The sequence below is a fragment of the Pseudomonas sp. GM21 genome (assembly GCF_000282215.1).
Classification (GTDB): domain Bacteria; phylum Pseudomonadota; class Gammaproteobacteria; order Pseudomonadales; family Pseudomonadaceae; genus Aquipseudomonas.
Window position 1 is genome coordinate 15,363 of the sequence record NZ_AKJS01000117.1, and the last position, 14,023, is coordinate 29,385.

Below are 14,023 nucleotides of genomic sequence, written 5' to 3' on the forward strand. Positions count from 1 at the left end.
ACCGCTGCGCAATCACTCATCAGCGGCTTGTTTCGAGTAACCGGCCTACTGCATCCAAAACGAGGTCTGGAGCTTCTCGATGCGGGACATGATGACAATCTTCCAGAATCAGATATTTCCCGAGTGCCTTCGTGAGCCCGGCAATGCGCATGGGATGTAACGCGGATCCGTACTCATCCTGTTCCCCATGAAACGCAAGCAGCGGGCAATGAATCACATCGATGGTGTCTTCAATCGTCCATCCGCTGAACGACGCCGAAAGCCAAGTATCCGTCCAGGCGGACAGCACCCACTGCGCTTTATCGCCATGATATTTCTCAAGGCGCACCATTTGCCCCGGCTCTTCAAACTGCACCTTGGCTTCTTTAATACCGCGCAGCGTCTGCTCCTCAACAAACGCTTGTGCAGAAACGGTGATCAATGCAACGCAGCTCTGCGGATACAAGGATGCGCAACACGCCGCCATCGCACCACCAACGCTATGGCCCATGGCAACAAAGCGGTCGATTTGCAACGCGGATTTGATAAAGGCAAAGAAGCGCTCGGCTTCGTCGCGTATGAAATGCATCGGCAAACTCTCGGGGTGTGGATCCGACTGCCCGAAGCCGAGTCGGTCGTAGGCAATGACTTCATGACCCGTTGCCTGACAGAGCCGTTCGGGAAAGTCTCGCCATAATTCGACGCATCCAAGGGAATCATGAAAAAGAATAATTGGCGGTTTTAGCTGACTGCCCTCCTCACCCGCCGGGAACCAGCGTCGAGTAAACAGCCGCCCATGCGGCGTAACGATCCAAAGTGTTTCAACACTGACAACTGATGACATTGAATTTCTCAACTGATCTTTCAGGCGGGTTGGAAAAAATCTAGTACTCCCACAAATCAAGAGCCCTTGAAGGCTTCAGTGCAGTGAATTGCCTGCTACGTCGAAGTCAGCATGGCAACGCATCACCAGGACAGCAAGACCATCGCCTTGGCCAGAAACAGGATGCCGAGCACATTCATCAGCACACGAAGGTGGATCCTCCGTGATCGCAGCGCCGTCATGCGCCCCGTTCGCATCAGGTAAACCACATAGATGAAGTTAAAACACCTTCGCGGCCCTTGCTGTTGGTGCTGGATGGTCAGACTTCTGTCTGCTCTGCCATTTCCAGGGCATCATCGACCTCGATGCCCAAGTACCTGACGGTGCTTTAAAGCTTCGTATGTCCCAGCAAGAGTTGAACTGCTCTCACGTTCTTTGTCCTGCGATAGATCAACGATGCCTTGGTTCGCCGTCGCGTGTGAGTACCGTACATCGTTGGGTCAAGGCCAATGGCTGTCACCCACGCTTTGACTATTCGGGCGTATTGCCTAGTGGATAGATGGTCTGAGTCGTGCAACCGGCTCGGGAACAAGAAATCCTCGTCGTGAAGGCGGGCTTGATGCATCCAAGCCCCCAGTACCGTTCGGGTTTGCTCAGTGATTTCACATTGCACTGGGTGGTGGGTTTTCTGCTGCATCACGATGGCCCGTGACGACACATGTTCCCCTTGGGCTATGTCTCGGACTCGCAGCTTGGTTAAGTCAATGGCACGCAGTTTGCTGTCGATGGCCAAGTTGAAAAGTGCCAGATCCCGTGTCTTTTCAGCAAGCTGAAGTCTTACGCGAATGGCCCAGATATCTCTGACTCGGAGCGGGGTTTTCTGCCCGACAAGCTTTCCCTTGTTCCAAGACTGATGGCTGTATTTGACATAGAAGTTCGTAATGCCGTTTGGGCCGCGTCAGCGGCCCAAACGGCTGCTAACGGGCGTGCAAGCGGCTGGACTCACGCCCTGATCGCCTCCAGCAGTCCTGCGATGCCGAAGATGCTCATCATTCGTTGAGGTTGTAAGCCAGCACATGAAGGCTCATCTCAGTGCTCACCCGCAGCAGGGTTTTGGTCAGGAAGTGGGTACTTCCCATCCAGTATTTGAGCGTTCCAAAAGGATGTTCAACGGTCTGTCGGCGAACCCTCATCATCGCCGGATCATGTTCGAGCCGAGCCTGCATCGCGTCGATTACCCCCTCATATTCCTCATCCGATGCAGCAACGTAGATGAAGTCTTGCTTACCAAATCGGCCTTCGGCTTTGCTGCCAGAGGTCAGGGGTTTCGGTACGAAGTTAGTGATGCCGGCTTGCTCGCACGCAAGGATTTCCAGACCTTTGTAATAGCCTCGGTCGGCTACCACCGTCAGCGATTCAGCGCCGATTTCTACAAAGTGGTGAGTAGGCTGTCCGGTGGTAGCTGTGCTTGATTTTACTCAGGCTGAAAACCGACTTTTTCAACAGAATCGGTTAGAAGCTGATACTCAAAGGTGAACTCCTGACGGTCCATCCTTTCATCGTAACGATTGTGCTTCACTGGCCGCGCGAGCGCGGATGAGCAGTCGAGGGACCGCTCCTCGCAGCCAGTCGATGAGTGTCTGCCAATGCAAGTAAAACCGTTTAGCTACTCGACAAGCTCGACGTAATCAGACTCGCCACCTCCAGTCGCACCGGACAACCAACCCCAAACGAAGTGGAGAGTCGTGCGCCCAGTTTGATCAGCCCCCACCGTGCCGCGCGACCAACCAGCAAGAAGCTCACCATCCGTAGTTAAACAGTGGTAAAGAAGTTCAATGGTATCGGGGCCTGTCACGCGACCAACCTGGTTTCCTATACGGATCCGTCCGCCTTGGTAGCGGCTGGTAATAGCACCGTCTTCTACAAAGTAATGAAATATCGTGCCGGCACCTGATAGACCTTTGGTGTTGTTCGCTACTGTGAATCGGCGATTGTTCAAACGCTCGTTGATTAGGGAAAAAGCGATTTCCATAAGTGTCGTGTCCTTCCAGTGAGAAATCCATTCCTGTCTACGCCCACCTTAAACCAGGCTGCGTAGAGGGTTCCATCTGAAAGTCCGCCAGGGGTTGAAGACATTCAGGTATGGGCAAAGCGAGGCACAGTTTCCGGGGATATTTCGACGTCGTAGCGTCGCCGCGGCAAGGAATATTATTAAGTTGGCATGGCTGGGAAATAGCCGTTTCGAGAGAAACAAATCTCATTTCGCCATTTATCTGACGCTCGTCTGAAAAGCGCAATAGAACCGTCGAATAAATGACGTTTCGCGTTGAGCTTTTACCCTCCTGACCTACGCTCAAGCCATGTGGGGAGGAGGTGCCGTCCATGCGCAAATTATTGATTGGCTCGTCGATGCTGGCCTGTCTGGTGGTGCTGGGTGGCTGGTTGAGTCGACCACAGCCATTGCCGGTCAGGCTGCTAGAGGTTGAGCGGGGACCGGTGGAGACGCTGGTGGCCAACACTCGCGCGGGTACGCTGAAGTCCTGTCGACGTTCACATCTGTCCTTCAATGTCGGCGGCCAGGTAGCCGAGTTGCTGATCAGCGAAGGCCAGCGGGTCCAGCCGGGTCAGGTGCTCATGCGCCTGCGGCAGGACGAGCAGCAGGCCCGGCTGCAAAAGGCCGAGGCGCGGCTGGAGACCCAACGCAATGCCCGCGAACAGCGCTGCCAGCAGGCTCATCTGGACCGGCGCGACCTCGACCGCCTGGGCCAACTGGCCGACCGCAAGTTGGTTGCTGCCGATCGCCTCGATCAGGCCGAGACCAAGGCTCACCTGACGAAGCTGATGTGCAGTGCCAGTGCCGTGCTGATCCGCGAGGCCGACGCCAGCCTGCAGTTACAGCGTTCGCTGCTGGAGCAGGCGACCCTGCGTGCGCCATTCGCCGGCATAGTCGCAGAAATCAACGGCGAACTCGGCGAGTTCGTCACCCCTTCGCCGCCGGGTATTCCCACGCCGCCGGCGGTCGACCTGATCGACGACAGCTGCCTGTATGTCGAGGCGCCGATCGATGAGGTGGACGCTGCCCGGGTTCGCCCCGGAACCGCCGTGCGGATCAGCCTGGATGCCTTCCGTGGCCAACATTTCGCAGGCCGCGTCAGCCGCATCGCGCCCTATGTGCGTGAACTGGAGAAACAGGCGCGCACCGTCGATGTCGAGGTGCGCTTCGACCAGCCGCCGGCCGATCTGGTCCTGCTCACCGGCTATAGCGCCGATGTCGAAATCCTCTTGGAGCAGCACGCACTTGCTTTGCGCATCCCCACCGAGACCCTGCTGGAGGGGCAGCGCGTGCTGCGATATGACCCGATCGCCCGGGTGTTGCGCGAGGTGGAGGTGCAAACCGGGTTGAGCAACTGGCGCTGGACCGAGGTGCTCGCAGGGCTGGACGAGGACGCGCGTATAGTCGCCAGCCTCGAACAGGAAGGGCTCAAGGACACCGCGGCGGTGATCCCGGTGGATGCGGCGGAGACTAAGCAATGATCCGCCTGCGCGGCGGCAGCCGCAGCTTCCAATTGGGCGAGCAGCAGGTGATGGGGCTGGACGGCCTGGATCTGGACATCGCCGCCGGTGACTACATGGCGGTGATGGGCCCGTCGGGCTCGGGCAAGTCGACCCTGCTGAACATCCTCGGTTTGCTCGATGCGCCGAGCGCCGGCGAATACTGGCTGCAGGGCGAGGCCACGGCGACGCTGAGCGAGGCGCGACGCGCCCAATTGCGCAGCCACCTGATAGGTTTCGTGTTCCAGTCCTACCACCTGATCGCACGGCTGACGGTACTGGAAAACATCGAGCTGCCGATGGTCCTCGCCGGCATCGGCGCGGCGCAACGGCATAAGCGCAGCAGCCAATTGGTGGCGCGCCTGGGGCTGGGCGAGCGCATTGCCCACCGCCCGGCCGAGCTGTCCGGTGGTCAGCGCCAGCGCGTCGCCATCGCCCGGGCGATGGTCATGCAACCGGCGCTGTTGTTGGCCGACGAGCCCACCGGCAATCTCGATAGCCAGGCCGGCGCCGAGGTCTTCAGCCTGCTGGAGGAGCTCAACGGCGAGGGTCTGACCCTGATAGTGGTGACCCACGACGCCAGCCTGGGCGCCCGCGCGCAGCGCCAGTTACACATGCGTGACGGGCGGATCCACAGTGTTGCTCCACAGCTGGCGCTGGCCTGATGCGCGCCGCCGATGCCCTGGGCTTCTGGCTCGGCGCCTTGCGTGGGCATCGCTCGCGCAGCCTGATGCTGCTGCTGGCCATCGCTATCGGAGTGGTTGCGGTCAATCTGCTCACCGGTCTTGGCGCGGGGGCGCGGGCCTTCGTCCTGAACGAGTTCTCGCTGCTCGGGCGCGACATCCTGATCGTTTTCCCGGGCCGCAAGGAAACCACGGGGCGCATGCCGCCACTCACCGGCCTGACGCCGCACGAGTTGACCTTGCAGGACGTCCAGGCCATCACCCGGTTGCCTGGCATCCGCCGGGTCGCGCCGCTGCAGGCCGGGCAGATGGAGGTGATAGTCGGCAACCGCCATCGTGAGGTGCTGACCCTGGGCACCACCCGGGACTTCTTCGCTATTCGCCAACTGACGGTCGTCCAGGGCCAGCCCCTGCCGGCGCTGGACCCTGAGCAGGCCGAGGCCGTCTGCGTGATCGGCGGCAAACTCCGGCGCGAGCTATTCGGTGCGCGCCCGGCCCTGGGTGAATGGTTGCGCGCCGGCGACCGGCGCTTCAGGGTGGTCGGCATCCTCAGTGATCGGGGCGAATCCCTGGGGATGGATTTCGCCGAGATGTTGATCATCCCGGTGGCCAGTGCCCAGGCCTTGTTCAATCGCGAGGGGTTGTTGCGGGTGTTTGTCGAGGTGCGTGGTCCGAGCTTTCTCGACCGTAGCAAGCGGCTGATACTCGCCGCGCTCAAGGAGCGCCACGAGGGTGAGGAAGACATCACCCTGATCAGCCAGGACAGCCTGCTCAGCGCCTTCGACGAGATACTTGCGGTGCTGACCCTGGCGGTGGCCGGGATTGCCGCGATCAGCCTGCTGGTGGCAGGCATCCTGATCATGAACGTGACCTGGATTGCGGTGAGCCAGCGCAGCGCCGAAATCGGCCTGCTCAAAGCCATAGGTGTGACGGCGGCGCAGCTGCGCCTGCTGTTCCTCGGCGAGGCGGCGTTGCTCGCCCTGACGGGGGCGCTGGCAGGGCTACTTCTGGCCGAAACCTTGCTCTGGCTGGGGCGCCTGGCGTTCGATCTGCCGCTCTATGCACCCTGGTGGGCGCGGGCTAGCGCGGTGCTGCTGGCACTCGGCACGGCGCTGCTGTTCGCCTGGCTACCGGCCGCTCGGGCCTCGGCGATGGAGCCGGTGGCGGCGCTACGCCCGCCGGGAGCGCATTGATGCGCTGGCTAGATGGTTTCCGGCTGACCAGCTCGGCGCTGACCTGTCGACCCTTGCGCAGCCTGCTGACCCTGCTCGGGGTAGCGATCGGGATAGCCGCCGTGGCGCTGCTCACGGCCATAGGCGAAGGCGTGCGCGGCTATGTGCTGGAGAACTTCTCGCAGTTTGGTACGCGGATCATCACCGTGCGCCCGGGCAAGACCCAGACCAGCGGCCTCGGCGGTCTGCTCGGCAGCGTACGGCCACTGACAATCAGTGATACCGACGCCCTGCGGCGCTTGCCACATGTCGAGGCGGCGGTGCCGATCATTCAGGGCAGCGGGGATATCCAGTTCGGTCAACTGAGCCGGCGCAGCGACATAATCGGTGGCGGCCATCAGCTGGCGCAAGCCTGGCGCATGCAACTGAGCCTGGGCGAGTTCCTGCCCTTGGCCCGTGACGGTCGTTCGCCGCCCTATGTGGTGCTCGGCCATCAGCTGCGTGTCGAGCTGTTCGGTGCACGCAATCCGCTGGGCGAGCTGATCCGCGTCGGCGGCGTGCGTTTCCGGGTGATCGGCGTGATGGCGCAGAAGGGCCAGTTGCTCGGCTTCAACCTCGACGATATCGCCTACATCCCGGTGGATTGGGCCGAAAGCCTGTTCAACCGCACCGGGGTGGTCAAAGTCCATGTGGTGTTCAGCGCCGGCACCACTTCGCGAACGTTGAGTCGGCAGATTCGCCAGGTGCTCGGCGAACGGCACGGCGTGGAGGACTTCAGTCTGACCACCCAGGACGACCTGCTGCGCAGCTTCAATCGCGTTCTCGGCACCCTGAGCCTGGCCATCGCTGCCTTGGGGGGCATTTCCCTGTTGGTCGGCGCCGTCGGCATTCTCACCATCATGACGACCACTGTGGGCGAGCGCACGGCGGAAATCGGCCTGTTGCGGGCGATTGGTGCCAGTCCGCGGCAGGTGCTCGGGCTGTTTCTCGCCGAAGCGACACTGCTGTCCCTGGCCGGTGGTCTGCTGGGTCTGCTGTTGATGGGCCTCCTGCTCGGGCTACTGCACCTGGCCATGCCGAGCCTGCCCTTGGCGCTGCAGCCGCTGTTTCTGCTACTGGCGCTGCTGCTGGCGGCGGTGCTCGGCATTCTCGCCGGCCTGGCTCCGGCACTGCGGGCGGCCCGCCTGCATCCGGTGGCTGCTCTGCGCAGTGAATAGCCGCCCTCGAAAAACACTAAACTACGAAACACCCGCTGAACGATTTAGCCAATCTGTTGCATCGACCGGTTGAATCCACAGTCGACTCCTGCCCTTCGTGACAGGCAGAAACAGCCAAAAGCGGTCGTTCAGATGAGGATAAAAATGAACGATGATTAAAAGCATGGCGCTGTGGAGGTCGGTGTCAAACCCTTCAAGTTTTCATTTCCCGCCGCTGCCCCCCTGTGGTGAGATGGAAAAAGGTCGTGATTTACATAGCCATGCAACCCGAGGCTGTTGCTGCGGCAGGTGTCGACAATTCGCTACGAAATCATCTCACCTGCAACCTGGCGGACGGGCACAACCTCAAGCTTGTCTGCGTATGTATGGCGATGCTTGATGGCTTGCTGATCATCGGTAATGACTTTGGTAATCGCGTCCAGGCTACAAACATGCGAAAACGCCTTGTATCCGAGCTTGGAGCTATCGGCCAGTACGATGGTCTGATTCGCCGAGGCGATCATCGCTTGCTTGATCGGTATCTCGACCGTGTTGATATTGGTGATGCCACTTTCCGGATGCACACCTTCAGCCCCCAGGAACGCCCAGTCCGTGTGGATGTTCTCGAATTTCTGTACGGTGTCGGGCCCCACCAGGGTGAAAACATTGTTGAGCATCATGCCGCCGGCGACATGCAGCGTAATGCTCGGGTGCTGGGAGAGTTGCATCGCAATCATCAGGTCATTGGTAATGACCGTGATGTTTTTGCGGGCTTTCAAGGCCAGCGCCAACTGAAACACCGTCGAGCCGTTATCGAGAATGATAGATTGACCGTCCTGGATGTAGTCAAGTGCGGCCAAGGCAATCGCAGCTTTTCCCTGCTCATGCATATTGCGTCGAACGTTGTATGGCGTATCGCCTTGATCGGCATCCTGCGAAGGGAGCACGCCGCCGTGTGTACGAATCAGTTTGCCGCTGTTCTCCAGGAATGACAGATCCCGGCGGATGGTGGAACTGTCGACCGAGAACATTTCGGACAACTCGGCGGCATTGACGTAGCCACGTTCTTTTATGAGTTCCACGATCTGAAACCGCCGTTCGGACGCTGTCATTTTCTGCTCATTTACTGAAAGGGATTGCACGATTGCGTGCAAAGAGTAGCCATTTAACCCCTTGAACGCAAAGGAGCCGACCGTCAAAACAGAAGCGCAGCGCCAATGGCACCCGCCCCGTCACCCAACGCGGACATCACGATGCGTGTGCTTAATTCGAAGCCTTTTGAACGCACCAACGAAGCCTGGACCGCGTCTTCGTAGAGCGGAAAAAGCTGCGCCGCACTGCCGCTCAACACGGTCAAATCCGGCCCGTAGAGCGACATCAACGCCCCCAGGCCCCGGCCGACCTGATGCCCGTACTGCTGAAAAAGCCGGGCGACCCGGGGATCGTTTTGACAAAGGTCTCGATAGAAACCCAAGTCATGCTGCTCATAGGCGATCCCGGGCGCCAACCTTGCCAGCTCGGTCTGCAACCAGGTGCGTGATGCCAAGGTTTCCCAACAACCGGACACACCACAATAGCAAGGCGTGTCCGAGTGACCGACAGGAATATGCCCGCCTTCAGGATGCGCACCGTTTGCCGTTCGCAATGGCTGCCCACCGATGAGCAACGCAACGCCGACACCGGTTCCGAGTGTCACGGCGAGCATTCTGCGGCTGTCGATCCCGGCCCCCAGATGAAACTCGCCCAGGGCCGCTGTCACCGCATCATTATCGATACGCACCGGCACCTGCAGATGCGTCGACAACTGCGCCACCAGCGGAAATGCGGAAAAGGTCGGCAGCGTGCTGGGGTTTTCGATGACACCGGCCACCGTATCCACAGGCCCGCTGGCACCAATTCCCAACGACATCAGGGTCTTGTCATTCGGCACCAGTGCGCGGATGTGGCGAGCCAGCGCCATCGAGCGCTGGTGGCGCTCGAAGCGTTCGAAAGACGATGTGGGCAGCGTGACAGCGGCGATTTCACGGCGATCCTCGAGGATGACCACGCGAATGCCGGTGCCGCCGATATCGACACCGGCCCGAACGCCACCCTCAGCTGCCCCACTCATAGTTTCACCGTGATTTTATTGCCATAGAGGAATTCGCCCGGCACCAGGCCCCGGGCTCGCGCAAAGGTCACTGTAAAGTGCTGAACATACAGAATCCCGGCGATCAGGCGGGTTAACTCGTCATGCCCGGCGGTGAGTAACAATTGGCTCTGAGCGTAAGCCTTTGGCCCGATGGTCACCACCGTCGTGCCGTTGGCGAGTAAGTCTTGGGCGAGGGTTTCAAGCGTGCTGTCTGTGCCGTCGCCGATCAACACGGCAATCATTCCCGGGCCTGAGGTTTCCAGTGGGCCGTGGCGAAACTCTCCACCCAAATACCCTTCGGCCATGACCTTGCAGGCTTCCTTAAGTATCAATGCCCCTGTCATCGCCGTGGCACCGTCTGCGCCTATGCCCACCAATGCGAGTCGTGGCTCGGCGTTATCGAATGCGTTGTCGGTCAGCTGTTGAACACGCTGGCGGTCGTTGATCAGGCTCGCCATGTGCTGGCGGAAACCGTTCAGTGTCGCCATTAGCGGCGCTTCACTTTCGCCCCGCAACGCCAGGGCTATGCGGTATTGCGCGACCAGGGTGTTGATGTAGCTTTTGGAGCTGACCGTCGCCTCGTCCCCGGATTTGAGCGCCACCAAAATATCGCAAGCCTGCGCTAGCGTGCTGTTTTCTGCGTTGGTAACGCCGATGATGGTCTTGGGCCGTTTTGCCCCGGTCAACTGCGACAGCAAGGTGACGATTTCCCCGCTCATGCCCGACTGCGAAGTTGCCCACAGCAAGGTGCCGGGGGTGATCAGTTGCGGGAAATCCAGCAAGCGTCCCGCATCGATGCGCCACACCGGATAGCCACGCGCAGCAAGGTCGCGTTCAATCGGCAGTGCGGTGTAATCGGAAGACCCCATGCCCGTGAGAATGATTCGGTCATAGGCTGCCAGGTCCAATTCAGCAAGGGCAGCGGGCAACTTGTAAGCCAACTGATCGTCCAGAGCGGCAATCTGGTCGTTAATGTCGAGTTCATAAGGACTGGCAGGAAAAGGCATCAGAAAACTCCGAGATCAATGTGCGTGTTTTTCAATCCTATATGCACGATAACGTGCAGTCAATGCACATATCAAACCTATTTCTGCGGATGCGCAGGCTAATTTCGTCTGACAAATACGCGATAAAGGGTATTGACTGCACGTTATCGCGCATCGATACTCGCAACCTCAGAGGCCCGGTGCGCACTACCGCTCCTCGTACCACAATAAGATGAGGAGATATCGATGAACGACGATCACCCCCACTCGGTGCCAGCCACCGGTTTGCAAAGTAACTCAGTCGGTCTGGTCACCGTGCTGATGCAAAGTATTGCCCAGATCGCCCCCGCTGTCGGCGTGCTCACAACCATTGCGTTCAATACCCAGCAAGCGGGTCTCGGTGCACCTTCTGCGTATATCGCAGCCTTCATCATTGGCTTGATCGTTGCCGTGTCCCTGGCGCAATTGGGCAAGCACTTTCCCTCCGCAGGCGGTTTCTACACCTACGTCAGCGCCACGGTCGGCCCCAGCGCTGGCTTCATGGTCGGCTGGCTTTATTCCTGGATTGTGGCGCTGATTCCGGGTGGCCTGGCTGCCTTTACCGGTTACGTTTTGCAAACTGAAATCAGCAAGAACTACGGAATAAACATTCCGTGGCAGTACATCGCGGGAACCATCCTGCTGATCGTCGGTTTCATCGCTTACAAAGGCATCAAGACTTCCGGAAAGATGCTGACCGTGCTGTCGGTGGTGGAGATGTTGATCATCGCTGCACTCGCGGTGGGCGGATTGATGTCTCCGGGTGAAGGCGGAGTGTCGCTGGAGGGGTTCAATCCCGCCAACAGCACCAGTTCCCACGGATTTTTCCTGGCAGTGGTGTTGTCGATTTTCGCGTTCACAGGCTGGGAAGGCGCAGCGGCCGTGGCCGAAGAAGCGCGCAATCCACGCAAAGTTATCCCGCAAGCCATCATCGGCTCGCTGATTCTGCTCGGTGTCTATTACGTGTTTTGCGCTTGGGGCATTCAGACCGGCTGGGGCATTGCGCACCTTGATACGCTGGCCGACTCCAAGGACAGCCCTGCATTCGCTGTCGCTCATCGGCTGTGGGGCAATGGCTGGATTCTGATTCTGCTGGCGCTGCTCAACTCCGGGATCGCGGTGTGCATCGCCTGCACCGTAGATTCGACGCGCAATTGGTACGCCATGGCCCGTGCGGAAGCGATTCCTGGCTGGTTGAAAAAAGTTCATCCCGTGCACCGCACTCCGCACACGGCGATCCTGACCCAAACGATTCTGGCGTTGATCGTCGGGCTGGTTGGAGGCAGTTTCATGCAACCTGACCAAGCCTTCTTCATGCTGGCGACACTGGCGACCATCATTTATGTGTTCGTCTACTTTATGGGCAACATTGGTGTCGCGCGCTTCTTCACCACAGTCATGCGCAAAGACTTGAATGTCATCGTACATATCGTCTTCCCGATCATCTCGACCATCGCGCTGTTCACCGTTCTTTACTACTCGCTCGTGCCGCTGCCGGCGCCTCCGGTGGGTTATGCACCGATCGCTTTCGTCGTGCTGATGGTTCTCGGCTTGTGGCGCCTGGTGCACCTCAAACGTAGCGGCAGCAACACGTGGAAGACGCTGTCCAAGTACGTGGTAGAGAACGACAGTCGCGCCAACGCGTCACCAGACCAAACGTCGCCCGCGGTGCGCAGCGCTCTTTCTGACGCGCGTAAAGTCTGACGCCTCGATTAAAGACAGCCCCGTTCTCACGGGGCTGTTTCAGCCAAACATGTCTTTACCGGGTTACTCAAGATGGTCAATAAACTTAACGAATTCGATTACGTCATCGTCGGTGCAGGATCGGCAGGCTGTGTCCTGGCCAACCGCCTGACCGAAGACTCCAGCGTCACGGTCTGCCTGATCGAGGCCGGCCCCAGCGATAAAAGCATTTTTATCAAGATGCCCGCCGCCCTGACATTTCCCATTGAAAGCGATGTATTCAACTGGAAGTTCGAGAGCGAACCCGAGCCCGAACTGCATGACCGCGTGATCGGCCAGGCGCGCGGCCGCTGCCTCGGTGGCAGTTCATCGATCAATGGAATGGTTTATGTCCGGGGCAGCGAAAAGGACTATGACAATTGGCGCACGCTGGGTGTCGACGGCTGGGACTTTGCCGATTGCCTGCCGTTCTTCCGCAAGATGGAAAGTTTCGAAAATGGCGCTGACCCTGTGCGTGGTGAGAACGGCCCGATTACCGTAGTGCGTAGCAAGGCTGACCACCCGCTGTATCAATCGTTTCTGGACGCCGGCCAGCAATTCGGCCTGGACGACGCCGGTGACTACAACAGCGGCAATCAGGAAGGCGTACACGTCACGCAAGCCACCATCCGCAATGGCGTGCGCTGCAGCACCAGCCTGGCTTATTTGAAACCGGCCATTCGCCGGCCGAACCTGACGGTTCTGACCAATTGCCTGGTTAAACGCGTGAACCTGACTGGCAACGTCGCCAACGGCGTCACGGTGCAGCACAAGGGCGAACAGAAGGTCATTCACGCCGCCCGTGAAGTTGTGCTCTGCGCTGGCACCATTGGCTCCCCTCACCTGTTAATGCTGTCGGGTATCGGCAACCGCGACGAACTGGCCGCCCATGGCGTGGTATCGCGCTTGCACTTGCCCGGTGTCGGCGCCGATTTGCAGGATCATGTGGTCGCGCCGTTGCGTTTCAAATCACCCGCAGGTGTATCCATCTGCAAAGAACTGAATACCTTGGGACGATTGAAACTCGGCGCGCAATGGACGATGTTCAAGACGGGCCTGGGGGCCACGCCGTTCTTCGAAGTGGGCTCGTTTTTCAAGAGCAGTGACGATGTCGACTACTTCAATATGCAGCATGAGTTCCTGCCCTTCCTGGCGGACTTCCAGTCCGGCAAGGTGCACATCGCCGACGGTTTCCAATACTTCGTCAGCCAGATGCGTCCGCACAGTCGTGGCAATATCACGTTGCGCTCGGCTGACCCACGCCACAAGCCGGTGATTCGCTTCAACTACCTGACCGATCAGCGGGACGTTACGCAGATGGTCGACGGCATTCGCAAAACCCTGCAAATGGTCGAACAGCCTGCCTGGTCCCGCTATCGCGGCGAATCGGTGGACACACCCGGACTCAACGCGACGGACAGCGAATTGGTTGCGTGGTTGCGCCAGGTGGCTAACACCGAGCACCACCCCACCAGCACGTGCCGGATGGGCTCGGACGACATGGCCGTCACCGATAGCCAGGGTTGCGTGCATGGCATGAGTCGCCTGCGAGTGGTCGATGGCTCCATCCTTCCACGCGTACCGACGGCCAATATCAACGCTCCCATCATCATGGTCGCGGAGAAAATTGCCGCCGCGATGCGTGCCCTTTAAAGGGCTGCCCTGCCCGGGCGCGAATCGCGGCCGGGCGCATTGGTGTTACCTCGCGACTTTTGCACAAGGAAACCCGCAGCGATGGCG

Annotated in this window: 11 protein-coding genes and 2 pseudogenes; 6 read left to right on the plus strand and 7 right to left on the minus strand. The window is 59.4% G+C overall.

Translation table 11 applies throughout. The annotated features are described in order from the left end of the window. Positions 1-19 precede the first annotated feature (19 nt). The 4 genes and pseudogenes from PMI22_RS09615 to PMI22_RS09605 form a co-directional block, all read right to left on the minus strand. Positions 20-823, minus strand: a complete 804-nt coding sequence (locus PMI22_RS09615; RefSeq protein WP_007947157.1) for an alpha/beta fold hydrolase — start codon at positions 821-823, stop codon at positions 20-22. A 298-nt stretch (positions 824-1,121) separates the two neighbouring features. Continuing rightward, positions 1,122-1,745: pseudogene (locus tag PMI22_RS0129540) on the minus strand (tyrosine-type recombinase/integrase). Positions 1,746-1,804: 59 nt separating this feature from the next. After that, positions 1,805-2,229: pseudogene (locus PMI22_RS09610) on the minus strand (transposase); the annotation flags it as partial. A gap of 239 nt (positions 2,230-2,468) precedes the next feature. Next, the gene (locus tag PMI22_RS09605; RefSeq protein ID WP_007947159.1) at positions 2,469-2,834 is read right to left on the minus strand and encodes a hypothetical protein; all 366 of its coding nucleotides are present in this window, start codon (positions 2,832-2,834) and stop codon (positions 2,469-2,471) included. Positions 2,835-3,184: 350 nt separating this feature from the next. Here PMI22_RS09605 and PMI22_RS09600 point away from each other — a divergent pair, with 350 nt between their 5' ends. Genes PMI22_RS09600 through PMI22_RS09585 form a run of 4 tightly spaced genes read left to right on the plus strand, consistent with a single transcriptional unit; the run spans position 3,185 to position 7,426 of the window. After that, positions 3,185-4,336, plus strand: a complete 1,152-nt coding sequence (locus tag PMI22_RS09600) for an efflux RND transporter periplasmic adaptor subunit (protein WP_007947160.1) — start codon at positions 3,185-3,187, stop codon at positions 4,334-4,336. Then, entirely contained in the window at positions 4,333-5,019 is a 687-nt protein-coding gene (locus PMI22_RS09595) for an ABC transporter ATP-binding protein (RefSeq protein WP_007947161.1), read from the plus strand. The genes PMI22_RS09600 and PMI22_RS09595 overlap by 4 nt, the downstream gene beginning before the upstream one ends. After that, positions 5,019-6,230, plus strand: a complete 1,212-nt coding sequence (locus PMI22_RS09590; RefSeq protein WP_007947162.1) for an ABC transporter permease — start codon at positions 5,019-5,021, stop codon at positions 6,228-6,230. Before PMI22_RS09595 ends, PMI22_RS09590 begins: the two co-directional genes overlap by 1 nt. Continuing rightward, positions 6,230-7,426, plus strand: coding sequence for an ABC transporter permease (locus tag PMI22_RS09585; RefSeq protein ID WP_007947163.1), 1,197 nt, complete (start codon positions 6,230-6,232; stop codon positions 7,424-7,426). Before PMI22_RS09590 ends, PMI22_RS09585 begins: the two co-directional genes overlap by 1 nt. Before the next feature lie 302 nt (positions 7,427-7,728). On the opposite strand, the gene PMI22_RS09580 is transcribed toward PMI22_RS09585, so the two are convergent. Genes PMI22_RS09580 through PMI22_RS09570 form a run of 3 tightly spaced genes read right to left on the minus strand, consistent with a single transcriptional unit; the run spans position 7,729 to position 10,543 of the window. Further along, positions 7,729-8,559: a DeoR/GlpR family DNA-binding transcription regulator gene (locus PMI22_RS09580; protein WP_238543969.1), complete on the minus strand. Its 831-nt coding sequence runs from the start codon at positions 8,557-8,559 to the stop codon at positions 7,729-7,731. Positions 8,560-8,600: 41 nt separating this feature from the next. After that, on the minus strand, positions 8,601-9,515 hold the full coding sequence (locus PMI22_RS09575; RefSeq protein ID WP_007947165.1) for an ROK family protein: 915 nt from the start codon (positions 9,513-9,515) through the stop codon (positions 8,601-8,603). Continuing rightward, positions 9,512-10,543, minus strand: coding sequence for an SIS domain-containing protein (locus PMI22_RS09570; RefSeq protein WP_007947166.1), 1,032 nt, complete (start codon positions 10,541-10,543; stop codon positions 9,512-9,514). The genes PMI22_RS09575 and PMI22_RS09570 overlap by 4 nt, the downstream gene beginning before the upstream one ends. 225 nt (positions 10,544-10,768) lie before the next feature. Between PMI22_RS09570 and PMI22_RS09565 the strand changes: the two genes are divergently transcribed. Together PMI22_RS09565 and PMI22_RS09560 are read left to right on the plus strand one after the other, a co-directional pair. Next, positions 10,769-12,265, plus strand: coding sequence for an APC family permease (locus PMI22_RS09565; protein WP_007947168.1), 1,497 nt, complete (start codon positions 10,769-10,771; stop codon positions 12,263-12,265). 72 nt (positions 12,266-12,337) lie between these two features. Continuing rightward, complete coding sequence (locus PMI22_RS09560; protein WP_007947170.1) at positions 12,338-13,936, plus strand: choline dehydrogenase; 1,599 nt, start codon at positions 12,338-12,340, stop codon at positions 13,934-13,936. The last annotated feature ends 87 nt before the right edge of the window (positions 13,937-14,023 follow it).

Bases quoted from the DNA above. Each gene is read 5' to 3' on its own strand.
- PMI22_RS09615 (WP_007947157.1), bottom strand. From the start codon at position 823: ATGTCATCAGTTGTCAGTGTTGAAACACTTTGGATCGTTACGCCGCAT.
- PMI22_RS09605 (WP_007947159.1), bottom strand. From the start codon at position 2,834: ATGGAAATCGCTTTTTCCCTAATCAACGAGCGTTTGAACAATCGCCGA.
- PMI22_RS09600 (WP_007947160.1), top strand. From the start codon at position 3,185: ATGCGCAAATTATTGATTGGCTCGTCGATGCTGGCCTGTCTGGTGGTG.
- PMI22_RS09595 (WP_007947161.1), top strand. From the start codon at position 4,333: ATGATCCGCCTGCGCGGCGGCAGCCGCAGCTTCCAATTGGGCGAGCAG.
- PMI22_RS09590 (WP_007947162.1), top strand. From the start codon at position 5,019: ATGCGCGCCGCCGATGCCCTGGGCTTCTGGCTCGGCGCCTTGCGTGGG.
- PMI22_RS09585 (WP_007947163.1), top strand. From the start codon at position 6,230: ATGCGCTGGCTAGATGGTTTCCGGCTGACCAGCTCGGCGCTGACCTGT.
- PMI22_RS09575 (WP_007947165.1), bottom strand. From the start codon at position 9,515: ATGAGTGGGGCAGCTGAGGGTGGCGTTCGGGCCGGTGTCGATATCGGC.
- PMI22_RS09570 (WP_007947166.1), bottom strand. From the start codon at position 10,543: ATGCCTTTTCCTGCCAGTCCTTATGAACTCGACATTAACGACCAGATT.
- PMI22_RS09565 (WP_007947168.1), top strand. From the start codon at position 10,769: ATGAACGACGATCACCCCCACTCGGTGCCAGCCACCGGTTTGCAAAGT.
- PMI22_RS09560 (WP_007947170.1), top strand. From the start codon at position 12,338: ATGGTCAATAAACTTAACGAATTCGATTACGTCATCGTCGGTGCAGGA.